This window comes from Desulfobaculum sp. (assembly GCF_054921475.1).
This window is the reverse complement of sequence record NZ_JBUDSW010000021.1, coordinates 1-22,233: the sequence shown is the minus strand read 5'-3', so window position 1 is coordinate 22,233 and position 22,233 is coordinate 1. Positions and strand designations below refer to the sequence as shown.

Annotated in this window: 22 protein-coding genes; 18 read left to right on the top strand and 4 right to left on the bottom strand. The window is 63.7% G+C overall.

The window, feature by feature from the left end:
* Together ACY69P_RS02510 and ACY69P_RS02505 are read right to left on the bottom strand one after the other, a co-directional pair.
* Positions 1–303: LysE family translocator (locus ACY69P_RS02510; RefSeq protein WP_462326469.1), on the bottom strand; the 303-nt coding region annotated here is incomplete at its 3' end.
* Between the two features lie 117 nt (positions 304–420).
* Positions 421–1,335 (bottom strand): LysR family transcriptional regulator, encoded by a 915-nt coding sequence (locus ACY69P_RS02505; RefSeq protein ID WP_404845399.1) that lies wholly within the window; start codon positions 1,333–1,335, stop codon positions 421–423.
* Between the two features lie 368 nt (positions 1,336–1,703).
* Between ACY69P_RS02505 and ACY69P_RS02500 the strand changes: the two genes are divergently transcribed.
* The 9 genes from ACY69P_RS02500 to ACY69P_RS02460 all read left to right on the top strand — a co-directional run bounded on the left by ACY69P_RS02500 (position 1,704) and on the right by ACY69P_RS02460 (position 10,305).
* Positions 1,704–2,978, top strand: a complete 1,275-nt coding sequence (locus tag ACY69P_RS02500; RefSeq protein ID WP_462326468.1) for a diguanylate cyclase — start codon at positions 1,704–1,706, stop codon at positions 2,976–2,978.
* 311 nt (positions 2,979–3,289) lie between these two features.
* Positions 3,290–3,964, top strand: a complete 675-nt coding sequence (locus tag ACY69P_RS02495; RefSeq protein ID WP_459901950.1) for a FadR/GntR family transcriptional regulator — start codon at positions 3,290–3,292, stop codon at positions 3,962–3,964.
* A gap of 27 nt (positions 3,965–3,991) precedes the next feature.
* Entirely contained in the window at positions 3,992–4,246 is a 255-nt protein-coding gene (locus tag ACY69P_RS02490) for a hypothetical protein (RefSeq protein WP_462326467.1), read from the top strand.
* Position 4,247: 1 nt separating this feature from the next.
* Entirely contained in the window at positions 4,248–5,651 is a 1,404-nt protein-coding gene (locus ACY69P_RS02485) for a hypothetical protein (protein ID WP_462326466.1), read from the top strand.
* Between the two features lie 25 nt (positions 5,652–5,676).
* Positions 5,677–6,846: an MBL fold metallo-hydrolase gene (locus ACY69P_RS02480; RefSeq protein ID WP_404845394.1), complete on the top strand. Its 1,170-nt coding sequence runs from the start codon at positions 5,677–5,679 to the stop codon at positions 6,844–6,846.
* A 94-nt stretch (positions 6,847–6,940) separates the two neighbouring features.
* On the top strand, positions 6,941–8,764 hold the full coding sequence (locus ACY69P_RS02475; RefSeq protein WP_462326465.1) for a CobW family GTP-binding protein: 1,824 nt from the start codon (positions 6,941–6,943) through the stop codon (positions 8,762–8,764).
* Positions 8,761–9,363: a MotA/TolQ/ExbB proton channel family protein gene (locus ACY69P_RS02470; RefSeq protein ID WP_462326464.1), complete on the top strand. Its 603-nt coding sequence runs from the start codon at positions 8,761–8,763 to the stop codon at positions 9,361–9,363. The genes ACY69P_RS02475 and ACY69P_RS02470 overlap by 4 nt, the downstream gene beginning before the upstream one ends.
* Positions 9,356–9,778 carry an ExbD/TolR family protein gene (locus ACY69P_RS02465; RefSeq protein WP_459901955.1) on the top strand — a complete coding sequence of 141 codons (423 nt, stop codon included), beginning with the start codon at positions 9,356–9,358 and terminating at the stop codon, positions 9,776–9,778. Before ACY69P_RS02470 ends, ACY69P_RS02465 begins: the two co-directional genes overlap by 8 nt.
* Positions 9,778–10,305 (top strand): TonB family protein, encoded by a 528-nt coding sequence (locus ACY69P_RS02460; RefSeq protein ID WP_462326463.1) that lies wholly within the window; start codon positions 9,778–9,780, stop codon positions 10,303–10,305. Before ACY69P_RS02465 ends, ACY69P_RS02460 begins: the two co-directional genes overlap by 1 nt.
* Before the next feature lie 298 nt (positions 10,306–10,603).
* On the opposite strand, the gene ACY69P_RS02455 is transcribed toward ACY69P_RS02460, so the two are convergent.
* Positions 10,604–11,674 carry a TOBE domain-containing protein gene (locus ACY69P_RS02455; RefSeq protein WP_459901957.1) on the bottom strand — a complete coding sequence of 357 codons (1,071 nt, stop codon included), beginning with the start codon at positions 11,672–11,674 and terminating at the stop codon, positions 10,604–10,606.
* 135 nt (positions 11,675–11,809) lie between these two features.
* On the opposite strand from ACY69P_RS02455, the gene modA (ACY69P_RS02450) reads away from it, so the two are divergent.
* The 6 genes from modA (ACY69P_RS02450) to ACY69P_RS02425 are packed head-to-tail and all read left to right on the top strand — an operon-like array spanning position 11,810 to position 16,059.
* Positions 11,810–12,547, top strand: a complete 738-nt coding sequence (gene modA / locus ACY69P_RS02450; RefSeq protein ID WP_462326462.1) for a molybdate ABC transporter substrate-binding protein — start codon at positions 11,810–11,812, stop codon at positions 12,545–12,547.
* Between the two features lies 1 nt (position 12,548).
* Positions 12,549–13,205 (top strand): molybdate ABC transporter permease subunit, encoded by a 657-nt coding sequence (gene modB / locus ACY69P_RS02445; protein ID WP_459901959.1) that lies wholly within the window; start codon positions 12,549–12,551, stop codon positions 13,203–13,205.
* The gene (locus ACY69P_RS02440; protein WP_462326461.1) at positions 13,202–13,924 is read left to right on the top strand and encodes an ATP-binding cassette domain-containing protein; all 723 of its coding nucleotides are present in this window, start codon (positions 13,202–13,204) and stop codon (positions 13,922–13,924) included. Before modB ends, ACY69P_RS02440 begins: the two co-directional genes overlap by 4 nt.
* Positions 13,900–14,622, top strand: coding sequence for a molybdate ABC transporter substrate-binding protein (gene modA, locus ACY69P_RS02435; RefSeq protein WP_462326460.1), 723 nt, complete (start codon positions 13,900–13,902; stop codon positions 14,620–14,622). Before ACY69P_RS02440 ends, modA (ACY69P_RS02435) begins: the two co-directional genes overlap by 25 nt.
* 9 nt (positions 14,623–14,631) lie before the next feature.
* Positions 14,632–15,303, top strand: a complete 672-nt coding sequence (locus tag ACY69P_RS02430) for a molybdate ABC transporter permease subunit (protein WP_459901962.1) — start codon at positions 14,632–14,634, stop codon at positions 15,301–15,303.
* A gap of 24 nt (positions 15,304–15,327) precedes the next feature.
* The gene (locus tag ACY69P_RS02425) at positions 15,328–16,059 is read left to right on the top strand and encodes a Rossmann-like domain-containing protein (RefSeq protein WP_462326459.1); all 732 of its coding nucleotides are present in this window, start codon (positions 15,328–15,330) and stop codon (positions 16,057–16,059) included.
* A 147-nt stretch (positions 16,060–16,206) separates the two neighbouring features.
* Here the strand turns inward: ACY69P_RS02425 and ACY69P_RS02420 are convergent, their stop codons facing one another.
* Complete coding sequence (locus tag ACY69P_RS02420) at positions 16,207–16,539, bottom strand: winged helix-turn-helix domain-containing protein (RefSeq protein ID WP_459901964.1); 333 nt, start codon at positions 16,537–16,539, stop codon at positions 16,207–16,209.
* A gap of 266 nt (positions 16,540–16,805) precedes the next feature.
* On the opposite strand from ACY69P_RS02420, the gene ACY69P_RS02415 reads away from it, so the two are divergent.
* The 3 genes from ACY69P_RS02415 to ACY69P_RS02405 form a co-directional block, all read left to right on the top strand.
* Positions 16,806–17,822: a molybdopterin-binding protein gene (locus ACY69P_RS02415; protein ID WP_459901985.1), complete on the top strand. Its 1,017-nt coding sequence runs from the start codon at positions 16,806–16,808 to the stop codon at positions 17,820–17,822.
* A 73-nt stretch (positions 17,823–17,895) separates the two neighbouring features.
* Positions 17,896–20,628: a molybdopterin-dependent aldehyde oxidoreductase gene (locus ACY69P_RS02410; RefSeq protein ID WP_462326458.1), complete on the top strand. Its 2,733-nt coding sequence runs from the start codon at positions 17,896–17,898 to the stop codon at positions 20,626–20,628.
* Positions 20,629–20,700: 72 nt separating this feature from the next.
* Positions 20,701–22,233, top strand: a 1,533-nt coding sequence (locus ACY69P_RS02405) for a pyridine nucleotide-disulfide oxidoreductase/dicluster-binding protein (protein WP_462326457.1), incomplete at its 3' end; no start/stop codon positions are given.

Sequence of the window (22,233 nt, the reverse complement as noted above, 5' to 3'; positions counted from 1 at the left end):
AGGCCCGGAAAGGTCCAGCCCGGAGCGGCTTCGCACACAACTGACGCCGATCCACAGCAAGTATGCCGCACCGGCATACCGCACTGCGTTGAACACCATCACATTCTGCTGCAACAACACGGCCAGCCCTAGCACGGACAAACTCACGTGCACGCAGAATCCTGCGGTCACGCCCAGCGCGCATGCCACGGCGGGAACGCGCGTTCCACCCGTGGAATGCCGCACCAGCATCATCATATCGGGTCCGGGGCTGATTTGGGCCACAAAGGCCACGGTCAGCAGCGTCGCAAGCGTTTCAAACATATTCTCAAAATCCTCCCGATTGGCGCCATTGCGCCGATGAGGGGGATAACGCTGCGAAGAGATGTTTGGAAATGATTAATAGGCACGGTTCTCATGCCAAAAAGGAATACCGCCGCGTCAGGGCATGACGCCGAAGGCCTGCAAATTGTGCCACAGGTGACCACGCAGCCACACATTGGCCGGGTCCGCGTCTGTGCGGCGGTGCCACATGAGGCCATACTTGAAACGCGGCGAGGGGAAAGGTAAATCCCGCACCACCAGCCCATGATGGCTGGCCAGATGCCGCGCAATGTGCCCCGGCAGGGTCAGAAGGAGGTCCGTCATGGCCACGGTGCGCATGGCGGCGGCATACAGCGGCACGCGCAGGGCAACGCGGCGGCGCTTGCCCGTGTGGGCAAGGGCGGTGTCGATAACGCGCTGCTTGTCCGTGCCGGAGGTGATGACCACATGCGGCTGGGAGATGTAGTCGGCAAGGGTCAGCACGCCATCTGCGGCGGGGTGCCCCTCGCGCATCAGGCACTGGAAGCCGTCCTCACCATGGGTGTGGTAGACGATATCCGGCGCGGTCTGCCCGTACAGCATGCACGAGGCCACATCCACGCGCCCATCGCGCAGGGCGTCCTCGGCGTTCACGTCCCAGATGCGCAGGTCCACGGAAACGCCCGGAGCCTCGGAAAAAGCCGTGGCGAGTGCCTGCGGAAAGGCATGCTGGGCCAGATAGTCCGTGATGGACACGGTGAAGCTGCGGCGGCTGATGGCGGGATTGAATCCACCGGCCTCCACCACCGCGCTCACATCGCGCAGCACGCTGTCCAGCTGCGGCAAAATGCGCTCTGCAAGGGGCGTACGCACAAGGCGGTTGCCGCTGCGCACCAGAAGCTGGTCGCCAAACATATCGCGCAGCCGCGCAAGGTTTTTGCTCATGGCGGATTGAGTGACGTTGCACTGCGCCGCCGCACGGCTGACGTGACGCTCGTCCAACAGGGCCTTGAGGGAAACAAGAAGATTCAGATTCACATCGGCAAGTGGCATGGCAGAACTCTCACGCACACAGCGCATGACGTCAAGTCATATATCTCTTCATTTTCAGTCCAAGGAGAGATAGCCCAGCTCTCCCGCGCGGCCCCTGCTCCACTGGACAGGGGAGTCACCATGGCGTATCCCTGCCACAGTGGAGACCCCGTAAAGCCTGCGTCCACAGCTGGTTGGACCACACCTCCTCCTGCTTGCGCACGTGAAGGAAGCGGTCTATCCCCACCACCCGCCCGGACGATGGCCGTCCCGGCGGCTTTGACGCGCACCCGCCCTGCCGGCGGATGCGCCATGCGGGCCGCTCCGTCAGGGGCACCACGACGGGAGCGCCGCACAGCAACGCATTTTCTAGAGCGAAGGAAACCATCATGACATCACGGCAAACCCCGTCCGAAGCCTTAGAGCAGCTTCGGGACACGCTTCCCGCCTATCTCAACGCCGTGCCCGCCCTGTTTTGGCGAATCGACATCATTAAGAATGAGATAACCCTGCTCAACACCCACCGCCTGCCCGGACTGGCGGAAAAGTCCGACCTGCTCATCAAAAACATGACCTTTGCCCGCGAACTGGTGCTGACCGAGGACTGGCCGCGCTTCCGCGAGTGTTTTGACAGCATCCGCAGCCGCCGCCCCATGAGCGGCATCTTCCGCATCACCAACAGCGACGGCACCCTCCAGTGGATTAAGATGGCAGGCATGCCGGACCCGGTGTTTTCATGCTGTTCCGTGGGCTTTCTGATGGACTTCACCCGGCAGATGAACAGCCTGCATATCCTGTCCGAACGCCCCGGCCTCGCCACCAAGATTGACCTATTCGACACCCCCGTCATTCTGCTGCGCTTCCATGACCGCCGGGTCGCCATGGCCAACGCCGCCGCGCGCGCCATGCTCGGCTACACGGAGCAGGAACTGCGCACGCTGGACGTCAAAGCCCTGCTAGGCGCAACCACCAGCGCCACCCTGCATGCGGCCTACGAAAGCCTCATCTTTTCGGACAGCTGGAACGGCGAGGTCAGCGTCACGGACAAATCCGGCGCAGTGCATGTGGCCGACGCGCGCATCCGGGCCATTGCCCGCGACGGGCAGAACCTGCTGTGGCTGGCCCTGAACCCAGCCTCCGCACCCGTCGCCCACCACGATTCGCCAGCGGCACAGACCGATCTGTCCGTGCCGGACATCGCCAGCGCCATGCATTCCAGCGCCAGCCTGCGCGACCTGCTGGCCGCCATCCTGCACAACCTGCCCTCGGGCACGGGGACGGACGCGGTGATGCTCTCGCGCATTTTCCCGGACAACGACACCATACAGGTGACCGGTGCGGGGCTTCCCTTTGAGGGCGTGCGGGAGAACGACACCCACTCCTACACAGGGTCCATAGCCGAAAACATCGTCCAATTCGGCCTCACCCACCTTGTGGTGAACGACACTTCCCGCAGCATCAAGCCCATCGACTGGGCGCTGTTCATTCCCCGGGGCATCCGCTCCTACTACGCGCAGCCCTTTTTCAAGGACGGCGGCATCTGCTTTGTGCTCATCTTCTGTTCCACCACAGTCGGCAACTACGACGAGGACTCCCCCGCCCTGTTCAGCCCCATTTTCACGGACTTCCAGCGCGAACTGCAACGCTGTTTATCCACCTCCTGACCAGTCCTCTCCAACTGGTCCATCCAGAGCCTGCATAACGCGGCGATTCCTGCACATTGATGTGCGGGTCGCCGCGTTTTTATCTTCCGTCATAGGGCATGCTGTTCTGCGGCATTTCCTGTCAAACCTCCCGTCCTTCCTGCCTTTCCGCCTTTTTCACCGCGCCACGCGCCACTGCGCCCGGCATACTGGCCCAACCAGTTTGTGCCAAGTTTTTCACAAAATCCTTGCCGCACTGGTGTGCTCTTTATAATCCAGTGAGCAGTGCACATTACACATGGTGATTCACCCTAAACTGGTTGGACCAGACTATGCAGCTCGCGCAAAAAAACTCCGTCTGCGAAAAAATCGCGGCAATGATTCAAAGCGACCGTTTTTCCAAAGGGGACAGACTCCCCGGAGAACGACGGCTTGCGGAACTCTTCGGCACCAGCCGCAATACCATCCGCGAGGCGCTCTGCAATCTTGAAACCATGGGCTATGTGGAAATCCGCCGCCGCAGTGGGTGCTACGTTAAAAATCCCCAAGGCCGCCTGAGCTGGGAGGCCCTGCGCACCGGCGCAAACTCGCGCATGGCGGGGCAACTGCTGGAGGCCTTCTCCGTCACTGTTCCCGGTTTGGTCCGGCGCGCCGCCGCACACCACACCGCGTCGGACATCGACAAGCTGGAGCACGCCACAGCGCGCCTTGGCCGCGCCATCGTCAACCGCGACATGGAAAACGTGGCGCGCCAGTACATCGGGTTCTTCCTTTCTGTGGCGGAGACCACGGGCAACGACTTTCTGACCCTGCTCCTGCGCGAGCTGGCCACCGCCGCCGAGGGGCTGTCCATTGGCGGCACGGGCCTGTCGGAAGTGGTGGTGGACGCGCTGTTTGCCAGCCATGTGGAGCTCATCAACGCCATCCGCACCGGCAATATGAAGGAAGCCGCAAGCCTTGCGGAAAGCTGCATTGATACATTCAGCCGTCTTGTGCTGGCGGACTAGCCGCACGGACGATTCATATACGATTTCATGAAACGACGAGAATTCTTCAGCCGCATCCTTGGTGGATTCGCCGCGGCGCAGGACGAGGACGCCCCACAGCCCCTGAGCGAACGGGAACTCTTTATGCGCGCCATGGCGATGGGCATCGATCCGGCTACGGTCACGCCCGGGCAATTGCGTGAACTGGTTCCGGACGCGGAACCGCAATCAACGAGAGCTGACGAACGGCAACACAATGACGGCATCGCCCCGTCCAACCGTTCGGCAAAGGAGAAAGAATAGCATGGACCACAGCAGTTTCAGCTATCTGGAGAGTCGCAAGCTGGTCAAACGCTGGAACGGGCCCATCCCGGCCCTTGTGAACACGCTGCTTATTGCCGTGTTCTTCTACGTGACCTGGTGGATATTCCAGGACCCGCGCGGCATGATGCGCATGTACACCCCGTACGTGGGCTACATGGTGTGCCGCTGGCTCCTCATCCTGTTCATCTGGGTGGCCTACATTTTCGATTATTGGCCCTTCAAGCGCTCGTGGCTTGAAAAGACGCACCCGCGTGTCAAAGGCTCCGTGCTCACGCTGTTTAGCGTGGCCGCCATGGTGCTGCTGATTAAGGGCTTCTTCGTCGACATCCTCGGCAACTTCGGCATCGCCTACTTTGACCCGGACCGCCTCATCAATATGGGCATTTCGGACTTCTACGCCATTGAGTACGCGGCCGAGGCCATTATGATGTTTGCCGCCATCGCCTCGTGGCTGTCCCCCAGCTGGGTGGTCGCCTGCGAAAACGCCCCGTGGGGCAAGCTGAAGCAGCCCGCGCGCGGCATCACCATCGTGCTGGTGACGTTCTTCTTTAGCATGATTGTCTACTTCTTGACCATGCACTCGCACATGGCGATTCTGTTCTACCCGTGGCAGAAGTTCACCGCCATTTGCCCGCCCTACTGGGAGAGCTTTGCCAACACCGTGTCCGGCAACTTCCATATTGCGTGGATTATGTGCTGCACCGTGGTGGTTTGGCTGTATGAAACCATTTGGGAGCGCTATCCCTTCAACCTCATCAAGACGGACTGGCTGCGCCGCACGGCGTCGTTCTTCGGCATCATCGGCGTGGCGCTGGCGCTGTGCTACTTCCTCTTCTACGCGCAGGACCTCGTCTGGGGCGAGACCATCCGCGGCACCCGCCGCCTGATGGCACCGGACTGGCGCTGGCTGCATGTGGGCGAAATGGCCATCTTCTGGCTGGTGCCCACCCTGTACCTCAACTTCTATTGCGGCAACTGGCCCAACAAGTTCAGCCGCCCGGTGAACGTGTGCCTGCGCACCCTGCTCACCGCCGTGATGGCCGTTGTGGTCTACGTTATCTACTACAAGACCTCGCACCTGTTCCTCGGCACGCAGAAGGGCTTCTCACATCCGCAGCAGTTCCCGATGATCCCGATGATCTGGCTCATCAACATCTTCCTCATCAACGTGTGGTTCATGGACGGCTGGCCCGGCTGGAAGGCCGAACGCAAGACCGAAGCCGAACTGCGCGAAGTAGAAGAAGAAATCGTCGCCAGCGACGTGAAGTGGACGTCCACGCTGGCCAAGGGTCTGGCCGTGGGCCTCGCCTGCGGCGTCGGGCTGTACTGGCTGATGATCACCGTCCTGCCTTGGGTCGGCGAAAACATCACCATCATCAAGTAGGCGCGAAGGCCAAAGGAGCACGACAATGAGCAAGAACGAAAACGGCGTCAACAGACGCGACTTCATGAAAGGCGCGGCCACAGGCCTGTGCGTGGGCGCTTTTGCCGGAATGGGACTGTATTCCTACACCCCCTCCGCATACGACCGCATGCCCGACCCCAAGCGCAAAATGCAGGACTTCGGCGAATGCCGCAGCGTGCGCGTAACCAATATCTCCGAGACCAGCTGGTTCAACAACGCCCACCTCATCGGCGATATCCATAAGGCCGGCGGCCTGCTGGTGAACCAGTACACCCTGAACTGGCCCCCCTTTGGCAACGGCAAAGGCTCGGCCAAGGGCTCGTATAAGGAAGGTATTGATTCCATCAAGCACCTGCTCCCGCACGACCTCGAAAAGGCGTGGGAAATCCAGCAGGGCCTGACCCTGCACCCCGAAAACGCGGGCGGCTACTCCTGCCTCATCGAGGTGGAAGCCATGGACGGCACCATCCACAAGTACCTGCTGGATACCGGCTGGTCCTACACCTGGATGGACGCCGCCTTTAAGCGCGAGGGCATCGACAAGCTCTTGCAGGCCGGTGAAATCGAGGGCCTGTTCATCTCGCATGAGCACTGGGACCACTTCTGGGGTCTGCCCGTCACCACCAAGTACGACCCGAACATTGAACTCTACGTGCACGACGGCTTCTACGAGGAAGGCCTGCAGTACATCAAGGACTGCGGCCACACCGGCAATCTGCACATTGCCGACCAGCCCGTGACGAACATCACGCCGGGCATGGCGCTCCTCAAGTTCGACGTCCCCATCATCAACCGCGTGTTTGGCGAGACCTCCCTTGCGTTCAACGTCAAGGGCAAGGGCCTTGTGCTCATCTCCGGCTGCTGCCATCAGGGCATCCTCAAGTTCGCAGACTTCGCCTACACCCAGCTGAAGTACGACAAGGACAAGTTCTACGGCATCTACGGCGGCCTGCACATCTCGCCCTTCGAGGACTGGGACCCCAAATACGACGACCTCGTCATCTCCCTTGGCGACTGGGGCTTTGACCGCATTGGCTGCAACCACTGCACCGGTCACCTCACCGCCAAAAAGTTCATCGAGGCCGGATATCCCGTGGTCCGCGGCACTGCGCGCTTCCGCTCAGCGTCCAAGGACTACCTCGGCAACGGTGACAAGATAACCTTTGGCGTTTAGCCAAGTACCCTAGCGGGGACTCCGCTCGTCCCCATCCTCCCCGGCCCGCACACGCGGGCCGGGGCCCATATTTCCAGCGCGAGGCACACGCACCATGAACCTTTCCTCCATCCTGCCCCCGTCCCGCGGCACTGTCAGCGCCGCCAGCCTTCCCGGCATGATCGTCAACAGCCTGCTTGTGGCCTGTCAGGAGCGCCCCTTCAAGCGTCTGACAGGCTGGCGCGGCATGGCCCCATGCATCGGCGGCGGACGGGCATGGACCTGCAAGCTGGACGCCCGCCCCGGCGTCTACGGCGTTGCCACAGCGGACGTGACCGCCACGCCCAGCGGCCCGCAGGCCACGTTGCATCTGTACTATTTCCCCGCGCAGGATGAAGAGATTTTGGAATCCATGGCCCTTGTCGCCTCCTACATCGCGGCCCAGCCGGGCTACGACGACGGCGTACGCGCCTTTGAAAACTGGGGGGATGCGCTGTGCGCCTTCCGCATCGGCGCCGTCACCCTCATGCTCAAGGATGACGAAAGCGCCCTGCTCCTCGCCCTCAGCGCCAGCGAGCGCCGCCGCGTCATCAGTGAAGACGGCGTGCCCCTGCCAGACGGCGGCTGGCTTGTGGCCCCGGGCGAAGCCGAAGAGGACCTGCCCGAACGCCAGCTGGCCATGCCGCTGTTCACCGCCATGGGCGCGGCCATGTCCCTGAGCCTTGGCGAGGCTCCCTGCCGCTACGGACGCACCATCACCGCGCCGCAGACGCCCAGCATCCCCGGGCGGGAAGAATCTTTCCGGGCTGTCGCCTCCTCCACCCTCATCGACAGCCTCGGATGGGGGGACCGCCCCTCAAGCGAAGCATTGGCGGTCCTCCTTCCCGGAGGAGACAACACGGCCCTTGCCGGGGCCGACCAGCCGGAGGACATCCGCGCCGCCCTGTGGTGGCGCACCCACGACCTCGCCGCCCTTGCCGCGCAGGGCGAGCACGCCGCCGCCTTTGACATGCGCCCCCGCCTCATCGTGCTCAGCGGCTTTCTGGGCGCGGGCAAGACGACATTTTTGAACCAGCTTCTGGAGTACCACGCCGCGCGCGACGAAATGGTCGCCATCATCCAAAACGAAATCGGCGAAACCGGCGTGGATGGCAAGCTCCTGCAGGGCGACGACTCCATTGTGGAGCTTGATGAAGGCTGCGTATGCTGCACCCTTGCCGGAAGCCTTGCCCGCGGCATTGAGCGCCTGATGGCCAGCTACAGCCCCGAGACCATCGTCCTTGAGGCCACAGGCCTCGCCAATCCCTTCAATTTACTTGATGAAATCGGCCAGCTGCGCCATCTGGTGCGGTTCGACTCCGTCACCACCCTTGTGGACGCCGCCAATGCCGCCGTTCTTGACGATACGGACATCGCGCGCAATCAGGTGCGCGCGGCGGACATCATCCTTGTGAACAAGTGCGACCTTGTCAGCGCGGACGCGCTTGGCGCGCTAAAGCAGCGCATCCGGGACCTCAACTCCCGCGCGCCACTGGTGGAGACCACCCACGCGCAGATGAACCCCGGCCTGCTCTACAATGACGACCCTACCCAAGCCGCGCCCGGCCTGATGCCCTCTGTCCCGGAGCACTCCCACGGCTCCCATGCGGACGAAGGCTTCAGCGCCGCGCGGTTCACCTACGACGCGCCCCTGCCGCGCGCCGCACTCACGCAGGCTCTCAGCGTCTGCCCGGCGGATATTTTCCGCATCAAGGGCATTGTCCGCTGCTTGGACGCGCAGGAGCCGCTTGTGGTGCAGTATGTGGCGGGCCGCTACGACATAACCCCACTGGGCGATGGATTTGACGACACCTCCTTCCTCGTTGCCATCGGCCGCAATCCCCAAGCCTCCGGACTGGACCGCCTGCCCGGAGCCATACGACAGGACACCGCGCAATGACCTACCTCGAACAGGGCGGAGTGATGCTCTGGCCCATCATCATCCTGTCCGTCCTCGCCCTTGCCGTCATCATTGAACGGCTCATTCTCTTCACCACGTCACGCTTTCCCAGCGACGACGCCGTGCAGGACATCACCGCAGCCGCCGCTGACGGCAACACCGACGCGGCCCTGCGCAGCGCCGAGGAATCCGCCCCGGCCTACGCGCCGCTGTTTCGCTCCATCCTTACCAGCACGGGGCGCGACCAGCGCGAAGCCGCCGCGACACGGGCGGGCGAAGGGATTCTCTTTACGCTGGGGCGGCGGCTGGACTTTCTGGCCACCACGGCCAGCGCCGCGCCGCTGCTGGGACTTCTGGGCACCGTACTGGGCATGATTGACGCCTTTTCGCGCCTATCCTCGGCGGGCAATGCCGTGGACATCACCACTCTTGCCGGCGGCATTTGGCAGGCCTTGCTGACCACTGCCGCAGGGCTGGCCGTCGCCATCCCGGCCCTCTTGGCCCATGCGTGGTTCCGCCGTCAGCAGGAAAAGGCGGCCTTTGCCATGCAGCGCACGGCCAATGCCCTTATCGACGCCATGGAGCGCGGCAATGGTTGAACTGGTCAAACGCACGGTCCGTCCGGCGCGGCCAGATATGACGCCGCTTCTGGACGTGGTGTTCATCCTGCTCATTTTCTTTGTGGTGTCCGCCGTCTTCACGGCCAAGGGCATGGACGTTGACCTGCCGCCCGCCGAGACCTCGCGCCCGGTGACGGGGCAGTCGCTGGAAATCACCCTCGCCGCCGACGGCACCCTCACCTGCAACGCCGAGCACATCACCCTGCACGACCTCGGCTTCATCCTGCGCGACGCCATGCAGGCCCCGCCTGCCCAGCGTCCGGCGCAGGTGCTGTTCAAGGCCTCGCCACAGGCCAATGTCGGCGCGTTTATCGCCACCATGGACGTGGCGCGCGGGTGTGGTGTGGACAATATGGTCATCGCCACAGGCTCGGCCAAGGACGCGGCCTCGTAATGTCCAAAAACCTCTGGACCGCCTGCCTCGCGGCGTCGGTATTCGTCCACTTTCTCCTTCTGCACGGCGGCTATGCGCCAACAGTGTCCACAGGCGCGGCGGTGACGGCCATTCCGGTGAATCTTGACGTCAGCGCGTCCGCGGCCCCGCGCGGCATGTCCCTGAGCCAGCACATGGCCGCACCGTCCGGCGAAGGCGACGGCGGCGAGGAATCGGACCGCGCGCGGCAACAGCGCCTGCTGCGGCAGTACCTCGAAACCGTGCGTAAGGAAGTGGAACGCGCCAAATTCCGCGCCGCAGGCGCAACGCGCGAACGCCTCATCGGCAAGGCGCGCTTTGCCCTGACCATCGCGGCAGACGGCAGCTTTACAGCCATCCGCCTTGTGCGCTCCTCCGGGGACGCGGCCCTTGACGCCGCCGCGCGCGAAGCCATCCGCGCCACCAGCGGACGCATCACGCGCCCAAGCGCCACCGGCACCATGCCCGTCACTGCGCGGTTCACCATCAAATATCAATACGGATTATAGAGAGAATTCGGCGCGGACGCGCCATGACTGCGGTATGAAAAACCGCAGGACGAACACATTCTCCGAGAGGCACCCACCAACCGCCGTGGCGGGCTGATTCTCCCGTTTTGAGGAGTTCTAAGCAGAGGGGGGCTACGCCGCCCTTCTTCGTTTGTGTACCGGGATGCTTCCCATGAGCGGGGTCTTCACGGTGCTGCGCTGGCAGACGCCCCCTCGTTCTCCCGGCGCGCCACATGCGCCCCGGCCAGCCCTGCGCGCCGCCGCAACAGCAGGACGCCAGCCGCACCCCGCCGCCACGCTACAGCGCGGCAAGCACGACGGACAACGCCTTAAACCGAAACTCCGCCGTATCGCCGGGCCGCAACGGCGCATCGTTCAAGCAGCTGGTGGAAACAAGGGCGCAGACCTCAAAGCCATCCGGCGTCACACCCGACACCTCGGCCAGCACATCGGTGGAGCGTACACTGGACACCGTTGCCAGCAGGCAGTTGCGTGTACTCTGCACGCTCCCGTCCGGTGCGGGGCGCACCTCCACATGCGGCGCCTTCACCGTGGCGGCGAGGCCCACGCCCGGCTCAATGCCCAGCGCGTCCAAACTCTCCACCGTGATGACCGCGCACAGCCGCTGGCCCGAAGCCGTCTCCAGCTCCACTTCCGCCATGACCACATCGCGCCGCACGTGCCGTACATGCCCTGCAAAGGAGTTGCGCGCGCTGGACTTCACCGGTCCATCGCCAATGGCAAGCCGCCGCACAATACTGCGCACATCCTGCCGCGACCATTGCTGGTACACCTCAGCAAGGTTTGCGGACGACTGCCCCAGCACCTCGCGCACCACGCCAAGAGGCACGCCGCTGCGCAGCATTTCCACCGCGCGGGACCGGCGTAGGGCGCTGGGCGCGCCAAGCCGCCGGGGTATGCCGCAGTCCTCGGCGCGGGAATAGAACATCCGGCGCACGTAGCCAGGGTCCAAGTGGAACACCTGCCCGTCCAGCCCCGCGGCAAGCGGACTTTCCATAAAGGCCCGAATTTCGCGGCAGACGGCGCGCGGCAAAGGCACCTCGCGCCGGCCTTCGCCCTTGCCCAGCAAAACCATATCGCGTCCGCCGTCCACATGTTCCCGTTCATCAAGGTCCAGCACTTCGCCCAGCTTGGCACCGCTGTGGCGCAGAACAAGAAACAGCAAGAGCACCCGCGTGCGCGAACGCTGGTGGTCCACCCGCCGCGCGCCATCGCGCCAACGGCGAAAGGCCTGCTCCAGCCGCGCCAATGCGCCTGCGTCCAGATGCTCCACGCCCTCGGGCACTTCAAATACGTCCGAAGGCGTCAGCCTGTCCGCGTTGGTGCCGCGCGGTGAATCCTGCGTCATGCCGTTTTCTCCTTCACAGTCACGCTTTCACGCATTCGCGTGACCGGGTTGTTCTTCTCCGTGTTCTGACCGTATTGTCCCTGCGCTGACGGTTCTGTCAACCGCTGAATCCTTTTACATTTCAGGAGATTCACCGTGAAACGCCTTTTCGCCCTTGTCCTTGCCGCGCTGCTGAGCCTTCCGGCCTCGTCGGCACTGGCCGCGGACCTGCTTGTTGCGCAGGCCGCCAACTTTATGCCCGCCATGCAGGAAATCATCCCCGCCTTCAAGGCGGAGACCGGCCTTGACGTGCAGGCCACCTACACCTCCACCGGCAAACTGTATGGCCAGATTACCCACGGCGCGCCCTTTGACGTCTTCCTCGCCGCCGACCAGCGCCGCCCGGACCTGCTGTTTGCCGCAGGCAAGGCCGAAAAGCCCTTTGTCTACGCCAAGGGCCAGATTGTGTTCTGGTCCAAGTCCGCCGACTTCTCCGCCACCACGTGGCAAAAGGCCGTCACCGACCCGAAGCTGACTAAAATCGCCATCGCCAATATTGAGACCGCGCCCTACGGAACCTCCGCCATGAACGCCCTCAAGGACGCCGGGCTGTGGGACGCGCTGGCCCCGCGCCTTGTCTACGCCCAAACCATCGCGCAGGTGTTTCAGTACGCCGAAACCGGCGCGGCTGACGCGGGCTTTTGCGCCTATTCGTCCATGTTCTCGGATCAGGGCCGCGCTGGCTCCTACGTTGTCGTGGACAACGCGCCGAGCGTGGTGCAGGCCGCCTGCATCCTGAAAAATGCCCAGCACAAGGACGCCGCAAAGCGCTTTGTGGAGTTCCTTGCCAGCCCCGAAGTGCAGGCCATCAAGAGCAGGTACGGTTACAAATAGCATGGACCTGACTCCGCTTCTGCTTTCCGCCAAGCTGGCGCTGGTCACCACGGTGCTCATCCCCATTGTGGCCGCGCCAGCCGCCTATATTCTCGCTTTTTGCCGCTTTCGCGGCAAAAGTCTGATTGACGCTGTTGTCTCACTTCCCATGGTCCTGCCGCCCACGGTCCTCGGTTTTGCCCTGCTCATCGCTATGGGCCCCGAAGGACCGCTGGGCGGCCTTTGGGAGTCCGCCACAGGCGACAGGCTGGTGTTCAGCTTCACCGGCATTGTCATCGCGTCGCTGGTGTACAACCTGCCCTTTGCCGTGCAGCCCATGCGCGCCGCCTTTGAAAAGCTGGATGTGCGCCTGCTGGAAAGCGCCGCCGTCCTTGGCCTGTCCCCTTCGGCAACGTTTCTGCGTGTGGTGCTGCCCAACAGCCTGCCCGGCATCGCGGCAGCGGCCATGCTGGTCTTTGCCCACAGCCTTGGCGAATTCGGCGTCATCCTCATGGTGGGCGGCAGCATCCCCGGCTCCACCAAGGTCGCCTCCATCGCCATCTACGAAGCCGTGGAAGCCCTGCGCTACACGGACGCCATGTACATGTCGCTGGCGCTTATTCCGGTCAGCTTCGTGGCGCTGCTCGCCATCAACCGCGTCAACGGGAGGAACTCATGACCCTGTGCGTCAACGTCACCAAGGCGCTGGCCAACTTTACGCTGGAGATGCGCCTCACCTGCGCGCCCGGCACCCTGACGGCCCTTGTCGGTCCCTCTGGTGCGGGCAAAAGCACGCTGGTGCGCATTATCGCCGGACTGGCCCGCCCGGACCACGGCTCCATCACCCTCAACGGCGCCGTGTGGAACGACACCGCCGCCCGCGCCTTTCTGCCGCCGCAAAAACGCGGTCTGGGGCTTGTTTTTCAGGATTACACCCTCTTTCCGCACCTGACGGTGCGCAAGAACGTCGCCTTTGCCGCCGAGGACGACAGCTGCGTGGATGACCTGCTGGAACGCTTTCGCATCACGCATATCGCTGGCAGCAAGCCCGCCACTATCTCCGGCGGCGAGCGCCAGCGCGCGGCGTTTTGTCAGGCGCTGGCCCGAAAGCCCACCCTGCTGCTTCTGGACGAGCCTTTCTCCGCGCTGGACGTTGCCACGCGCGACGCCCTGCGCCGGGAGCTGAAAACCCTCAAGAAGGACCTCGACATCCCGGTGGTGCACGTCACCCACGACCTTGACGAAGCCTTCTACCTCGCGGACCACATCGTCGCCGTGGAGGACGGGCACGCCTCGCCCGAATGGCTGGCGCGCCAGACCTCGCGCCGCGCCCCCATCCCCGGTACCGACATGCCCCACAAGGAGCCACAGCAATGCGCCGTTTCCTCTTCGCTGTAACCATCGCCGCGCTTCTCGCCTCTCCCGCACTGGCCCACGCCGCCACGGTCCTTGCCGCCGGTGCGGGCTACCGCTCCCTCGTGGACGACCTTGCCGACGCCTACACCGCCACAACAGGCTGCGCCGTGGACCGCATCTACGGCAACATGGCCCGCGTCACCGCGCAGGCGCGCCTGACGGGCGCTGTGGACCTCGTCCTTGGCGACAAGGCGTATCTGGATTCCGCCAACCTAAGCTTTGCAGGCGTCACCCCCGTAGGCATGGGGCGTCTGGTAGCGGCTTACCCCAAGGGCGGCGCCTACTCCGGTCCTGACGACCTGCTGGCGGACACAGTCACCCGCATCGCCATTCCCGACCCGGTGCGCGCCATCTACGGCAACGCCGCCACGCAGTACCTGCGCAATACAAACGTCGCGGACGCCGTAGACGGCAAATTGCTCATCGTCTCCACCGTGCCGCAAGCCGCGTCCTACGTCGCCAGTGGCGAGGTGGACTACGCGTTCATCAACCTCACCCACGCGCGGCGCCTCGGCGACGCCATTGGCGGCTACACCGTACTGGACCAGTCCACCTACGACCCCATCGCCATTATCATCGCCCACATGCAGGACGCGCCGCACCCCAAACAGTGTGCGGAATTTGCCGCCTTCCTCGCAACAGAGCAGGCACGGGCCATTGTCGCCAGCCACGGCCTGTAGGACGAAGTCATGCCGGTTCTGCACATCCTCACGGACGCCGCCACCATCCACCCGCTCACGCTCTCCCTGCGCGTGATTGGCGTGGCAGGGTGCCTCCTGCTCATTCTAGGTGTGCCGCTGGCCTGCTGGCTGGCGCATGCGCGCGGCCCCCTGCGTGAGGCTGTGGATACCCTCGTCACCCTGCCGCTGGTGTTTCCGCCCGTGGCCACGGGGTTTGTGCTGCTGCTCCTCCTTGGCCGGAGCGGACCGCTGGGCGGCATGCTGGGCGAGGGCGTCATCTTTGGCTTTCCCGGCCTTGTTGTGGCCGCGTTTGTGGCAGGGCTTCCCCTTGCGGTAAAGCCTATTCAAGCGGCGCTTCGTTCGGCGGAAGCCGCACGGCTGGCGGAGGTTGCCGCCGTGCTGGGCAAGGCCCCGCATACCATCTTTCTGCGCGTGCTCATCCCCTGCGCCAAGCGAAGCATCGCGGCGGGGATGCTCCTCGCCCTTGGCCGCGCCCTTGGGGAAGTGGGCATGACCCTCATGCTCGGCGGCAACGTCATAGGCCGCACCAACACGCTGTCCCTTGAAATCTACAACGCCGTCTACAACGGCGAATTCGAACGCGCCGCCGTCCTGTCCGTCATCATCGGCGTGGCATCCGTCGGCATCTTCACCTTGCTCAAAAAATGGTCCGCCGTTTAAACGCGGCGCAAGGAGGCCCATCACATGCACACTCCCATTCTGGAATCCGTCCGCACCAAGGCCCGCGACATCTGGCACAAAAACGGCATCCTCGACGAACGCGTCAGCGTCCACGCCCGCACCCTCAGCGTCGAGGAAGCCATCGGCGACCCCGAGGGCGACGACTTTCCCCTCCAGCGCGGCAAGGAGCGGCTCATGGAAGCCGCCTTTGGCGACGCGCGCGGGCAGGCCTTTACGGACCGCTACGGCGACTTTGACGCCTCCCTGCGCGACATCTGCGAGATGCCCCTTGAAAACAACTTCCGCCGCGCCCTGTTCGTCGCCGCCCTCAACGCCGTGCAGCGCCGCCTAGCCCAAACGGACCACACCATCCACTGCCGGGACAAAGGCCCCAGCCACTGCGCGCCCAAGCTGGCCGAATACATCACGGAAACCTACGGCGCAGGCGTGCGCATCACGCAAATTGGCTACCAGCCCAAAATGCTCGAAACCCTCGCCCCGCGCTTTTCCATGCGCATTGTGGACCTCGACCCGGACAATATCGGCGCGCACAAGTGTGGGCTGACGGTCCTTGGCCCGGACGATACGGACGCCGCCATGCAGTGGGCAGACCTGCTCTTGGTCACGGGGTCAACCTTGGTCAACGGCACTGTGGATACCTTCCTTGGCGACAAGCCCGTGCTGTTCTTTGGCACCACCATCGCCGCGGCCGCCGACCTTATGGGCTGGGACCGCTTCTGCTGCGAAAGCATGTAGCCAACTGGCTGGACCAGTTTCTTTCCACCGTCCTCCTTCACGGCCAAGGGGGCGAAGACGCACCGTGCGCCTTCGCCCCCTTGGCAATTTTCCCCTCCAGTTTCCCCCCGGCCCTTTACCATAAAGAGCTTTGCGAGTGCGCCTGCCTCAGCGTTTCGCCTCTACAGGGAAGGGGAACAGCTCCTCGGCCTTTTTCGCGGCCTCGGCCCGAACTGAAGCCTCCCACGCCTCGTAGGCCTCAAGAAGCACCTGCCCGTACGCCGTAAGTGTGCTGCCTGCCTTGTTGCCGCCCTTTTTGGCGACAAGCGCCGTACCAAGCGCATTTTCCAGCTTTTTCATCCGTCCCCACGCCGTGCGGTACGACATGCCAAGCGCCCGCGCCGCACCAGCCAACGACCCGGTGCGCTCCACCTCGCGCAGGATAGCGGCCGGTCCGGGACCGAAAGCCATTTCGCCGTCCTTCTCCAGCCACAATTTCATTCGCATTTTCATCGACAATTCAATTCCCCCCTAAAAAAGTCATAAATCAGGACTGCCGGGGATTTCTAGCATTTCACCCGTACCCTACCCAAGCGCTATGTCACAGATTTTTTCGGGAAAGGGATTGACTTATTATGTTTTGCCGAACATATAAAATTCCCAATACATGGAAACAGCGGACAAAAAAGGCCTTTTTCCGACAGATAGCGACAGGTCGCCCGCAGGTGCGCACTGCGAGCGAAAAATCTCGGAGTCGACCAGAAATGATGAAAGCCGTCCCAGTCCACGAGTCCATTGGCAGTGTCCTCTGCCACGACATGACCCGTATCGTCCCCGGCGAATTTAAGGGTCCCGCCTTCCGCAAGGGCCACGTCATAAGCCCGGAAGACATCCCCACACTCCTCGAAATTGGCAAGGAGCACGTCTACGTGCTGTCCCTTGAAGACGGTCAACTCCATGAGGACGACGCCGCCGCCCGCATTGCCGCTGCCGCCGCAGGTCCCGGCATTTCCCTCTCCGATGTGTGCGAAGGCCGCATCAACATGACCGCCGCCCCCGGACTTTTGTCCATCAATGTGGACGCCCTGCGCCGCATCAACTCCATCGAAGAAGTCGTCCTCGCCACCATGCACAACGGCCTGCAGGTCAGCGCCCCGCGCGCCGTGGCCGGAACCCGCGTGGTGCCGCTGGTTATAGACGAAGCGAAAATTGAACAGGTGGAAGCCATCTGCGCCGAAACCGGCCCCGTGGTCAGCGTGAAGCCCTTCCGCCAGCTCAAGGTTGGCGTGGTCACCACCGGCAGCGAGGTCTACACAGGCCGCATCAAGGACAAATTCGGCCCCGTCATCCGCAAAAAATTTGCCGCACTCAACAGCGAAGTCATGGACCAAACCTTCGTCAGCGACGACCCGGACATGACCCGCGACGCCATTCTGGCTCAGGTCCGCGCCGGAGCGCAGATGGTGGTGGTTACCGGCGGCATGAGCGTGGACCCCGACGACCAGACCCCCGCCAGCATCCGCGCCACGGGCGCGGAGGTGGTCACCTACGGCTCCCCCACATTTCCCGGCGTGATGTTCCTGCTCGCCTACCTTGGCGACGTGCCCATCGTCGGGCTTCCCGGCTGCGTAATGTATTACCGCGCCAGCATCTTCGACCTCGTCGTCCCGCGCATTGTGGCGGGCGAAACGCCCACCCGCGAGGACATCGTGGAACTGGGACATGGCGGCTTCTGTGCAGGATGCGAAACCTGCCGTTATCCGCTCTGCTCCTTTGGCAAATAGTGATGGTCCGGTGCCCTGTACGGACACCCTTTCCATATGAGGCAACAGCAGTAATCAGAAGGAGGATCATTTCATGATCAAAAGGACCCTCAACGTCAACGGCGTAGAGCGGATGGTCATCGTTGAAAACGATACATCCCTCGCCACCGTCCTGCGCGAAAACCTTGGCCTGACAAGCGTCAAGGTTGGCTGCGGGACCGGCCAGTGCGGCAGCTGCACCGTCATTGTGGACGGCAAGCTCAAGCGCTCCTGCTCCCTGAAGATGAAACGCGTGGCCGACAGCACGCAAATCGTCACGCTGGAGGGCATCGGCACCCCGAATCAGCTGCACCCCATTCAGGTTTCGTGGATGGCACACGGCGGCGCGCAGTGCGGTTTCTGCACTCCGGGCTTTATCGTGTCCACCTACGCCCTCATCATGGGCAACCCCTCACCCAGCCGCGAAGACATCCGCGACTGGTTCCAGAAGCACCGCAACGCCTGCCGCTGCACCGGCTACAAGCAGCTGGTGGACGCGGTTATGGACGCCGCCGCCGTTATGCGTGGCGACATGAAGCTGGACGACCTGCTCTTTAAGATGCCCGAGGACGGCCGCATCTGGGGCTCCAAGTACCCCCGCCCCACCGCCGTCGCCAAGGTGACCGGCACGCTGGACTACGGCGCGGACCTTGGCCTGAAGATGCCCGACAACACCCTCAAGTGCGCCTTGGTGCAGGCGGAAATCTCCCACGCGAAGATTGTCTCCATCGACACCAGCGAAGCCGAAAAGATGCCCGGCGTGTTCAAAGTGGTCACCCACAAGGACATTCAGGGCAAAAACCGCATCACCGGCCTGATTACCTTCCCGTCCAACAAGGGCGACGGCTGGGACCGTCCCATCCTCTGCGATGAAAAGGTCTTCCAGTACGGCGACGCCATCGCCATCGTCTGTGCGGACTCGGAAAAGAACGCGCAGGCCGCCGCGGCAAAGGTCAAGGTGGAGCTGGAACAGCTGCCCGAATACATGAACGCTTACGCCGCCATGGAAGAGGACGCGCTGGAAATCCACCCCGGCACCCCCAACATCTACTTCACCCAGAAGATTGCCAAGGGCGAGGAAACCACGCCCATCTTCGACAAGGCCGACGTTGTCGTGGAAGACGACTTCTACGTCGGCCGTCAGCCGCACATGCCCATCGAGCCGGACGTTGGCTTTGCCTACACCGACGACGAAGGCAACCTGTGCATCCACTCCAAGTCCATCGGCCTGCACCTGCACGGCCTGATGATTGCCCCCGGCCTTGGCGTGGACCCGGCCAAGCTCATCATGGTGCAGAACCCCACGGGCGGCACCTTTGGCTACAAGTTCAGCCCCACCATGGAGGCTCTCGTTGGTGCGGCCAGCCTTGCCACCGGCCGTCCGGTCTTCCTGAAATACAGCTGGTACCAGCAGCAGACCTACACCGGTAAGCGCTCGCCCTTCTTCACCAACGTGCGCATGGCCGCCACCAAGGACGGCAAGCTCCTTGGCATGGAAACGGACTGGACCTGCGACCATGGCCCCTACTCCGAGTTCGGCGACCTGCTGACCCTGCGCGGCGCGCAGTTCATCGGCGCGGGCTACGACATCCCGGCCATCCGCGGCGAAGGCCGCACCGTGTGCACCAACCACGCATGGGGCTCCGCCTTCCGCGGCTACGGCGCGCCGGAAAGCGAATTCCCGTCCGAAGTGCTCATGGACGAACTGGCCAAAAAGCTGGGCATGGATCCCTTTGAACTGCGGTTCAAGAACATCTACCGCGAAGGCTCCACCACGCCCACGGGCCAGACGCCGGAAGTCCTCAGCCTGCCTGAGATCTTCGAGGCCATGCGTCCCAAGTACGAGGAAGCCAAAAAGCGCGCAGCCGCAAACTCCACGGACGACGTGAAGCGCGGCGTGGGCATAGCCCTTGGCGTGTACGGCTCCGGCCTCGACGGCCCGGACACCGCCGAATCCGAAGTGGAACTCAACGCCGACGGCACCGTCACGGTCTACGCCTGCTGGCACGACCATGGTCAGGGCGCGGACATGGGCGTTCTGGGCACGGCCCACGAAACCCTGCGTCCCCTCGGCCTGACGCCGGAGCAGATTAAGCTGGTCATGAACGACACCCGCTACTGCCCCAACGGCGGCCCCGCCGGCGGCAGCCGCTCGCAGGTTGTGGTTGGCCGGTCCATCAAGGCCGCGTGCGAGCTGCTCCTTGGCGGCATGCGCAAGAGCGACGGCTCCTACCGCACCTACGATGATATGCTGAAGGAAAACATCGCCGTGCGCTACAACGGCAAGTGGACCGCCCCGGCCACCGACTGCGACGAGAACGGTCAGGGCAGCCCCTTTGCCTGCTACATGTACGGCCTGTTCCTCGCCGAAGTGGCGGTGGAAATCGCCACCGGCAAAACCACTGTGGAACGCCTTGTGGCCGTTGCCGACGTCGGCAAAATCAACAACCAGTTGGTTGTTGTCGGCCAGATGTACGGCGGTCTGGCGCAGGGTGTTGGCCTCGCCCTCTCCGAGGACTACGAGGACATCAAGAAGCACTCCACCATGGTGGGCGCAGGCTTCCCCTACATCAAGCAGATCCCCGACGACATGGAGATCATCTACGTTGAAACCGCCCGTCCCGAAGGCCCCCACGGCGCCTCCGGCGTCGGCGAACTGCCGCTGACCACACCTCACGCGGCCATCATCAACGCCATCTACAACGCATGCGGCGCCCGCGTGACCAAGCTCCCGGCACGTCCGGAAAAGGTCCTCGCCGCACTCGGCGCGTCCTCTGACGCCAACTAAGCACCCAAACCGGCCTGACCGCGCGCCCTCTGCGGCATGCGGTCAGGCCGCATTTATTCGAGCACCAGCACTATGGATCAGGCCGAACTGCGCCGTTTGGAAGCACGCTGTATTCAGGAAGAGCCGCCCCAATGCCGCGCCGCGTGCCCCCTGCATGTGGATGCACGCGCCGTATGCGGCAACATCGCCGCAGGCAAGGTGGACGCCGCATGGGCCGCCCTCTGCCGCACCATGCCCCTGCCGGGCGTTCTTGCCCGCACATGCAGCGCCCCCTGCCGCGCCGCCTGTTTGCGCGCCCCCCTTGGCGGCGGCATCGAAATGGGCGCGCTAGAACGCTTCTGCGCCGAAAATGCGCGCAAGTCGCCGCCGCTTCGGCCCATGCCAGCGCGCGGCGTGCGCGTCGGCATCCTTGGGGCAGCGCTCCCCGGCCTTGCCGCCGCGTGGGACCTTGGGCGCAAGGGCTTTACGGTGGTCATCCACTGCCAGTCCCCGGACGACATGCTCTCCGCGCATCCACACCTGCCGCAGATTGACCCAGACATCCTCCACCGCGAAATCGCCACCCTCGCCAAGATGGGCGTCACCTTCCACAAGGGCGCGCAGCCAACGCCGGACACCGTGGCCGCCATCTCCGGCGATGTGGACTTCATTTTTGCAGACCCACTGGTGTGCCCGGCGGACTGCTTGGGCATCCCCGCGCCGGACCCGGCGACCCTGACAACGGCCACGCCGGGCCTGTTTGCGGCCACGCGCCCGGATGAAAACGGCGAGCCGCTCTCCGCCGCCGCCCTCGCCGCCATTGGGCGCACGGCCGCCCTCAGCATTGAGCGCACCGCGCAAAAGGCCTCCATCAGCGAAGGCCGCGACCGCGAAGCCCCGTATACCTCGCCCCTGTACACCAACACCGAGGGCGTGGCGCCAGCCCCTGCCGTCCCCGTCCCGGCCAAAGGCTACAGCGCGGACGCCGCCACGCAGGAGGCCCGCCGCTGCCTGCAATGCGAGTGTATGGAATGCGTCAAAAACTGCGCCTACCTGCGCGAGTTCGGCAGCTATCCCAAGGTCTACGCGCGGCAGGTCTACAACAACGCCTCCATCGTCATGGGCACGCGGCAGGCCAACACCCTCATCAACTCCTGCATGCTCTGCGGCCTGTGTACCGAACTGTGCCCCGAAGACTTTTCCATGACGGACCTGTGTTTGGACGCCCGGCGCGACATGGTCCAGCGCGACAAAATGCCGCCCTCGGCCCACGAATTCGCCCTGCGGGACATGGACTTTGCAGGCAGCGAGTCCTGCGCCCTTACCGCGCACCAGCCCGGCACGCAGACCAGCGCGTTTCTGTATTTTCCTGGCTGTCAGCTCACCGCGTCCATGCCGGATGCCGTGCGCCAGTCCTACGGGCTCTTGCAGGACACGCTGGACGGCGGCGTGGGCCTTATGCTGCGCTGTTGCGGCGCGCCCGCCGAATGGGGCGGACGCCCGGAGCGCTTTGCCGAGGTCATCGCCACCATCCGCAGGCAGTGGGACGAACTGGGGCAACCGGTTATCATCACGGCCTGCCCCACCTGCACCGGCACGGCAAAGTCAAGATGCCCATACATCGAG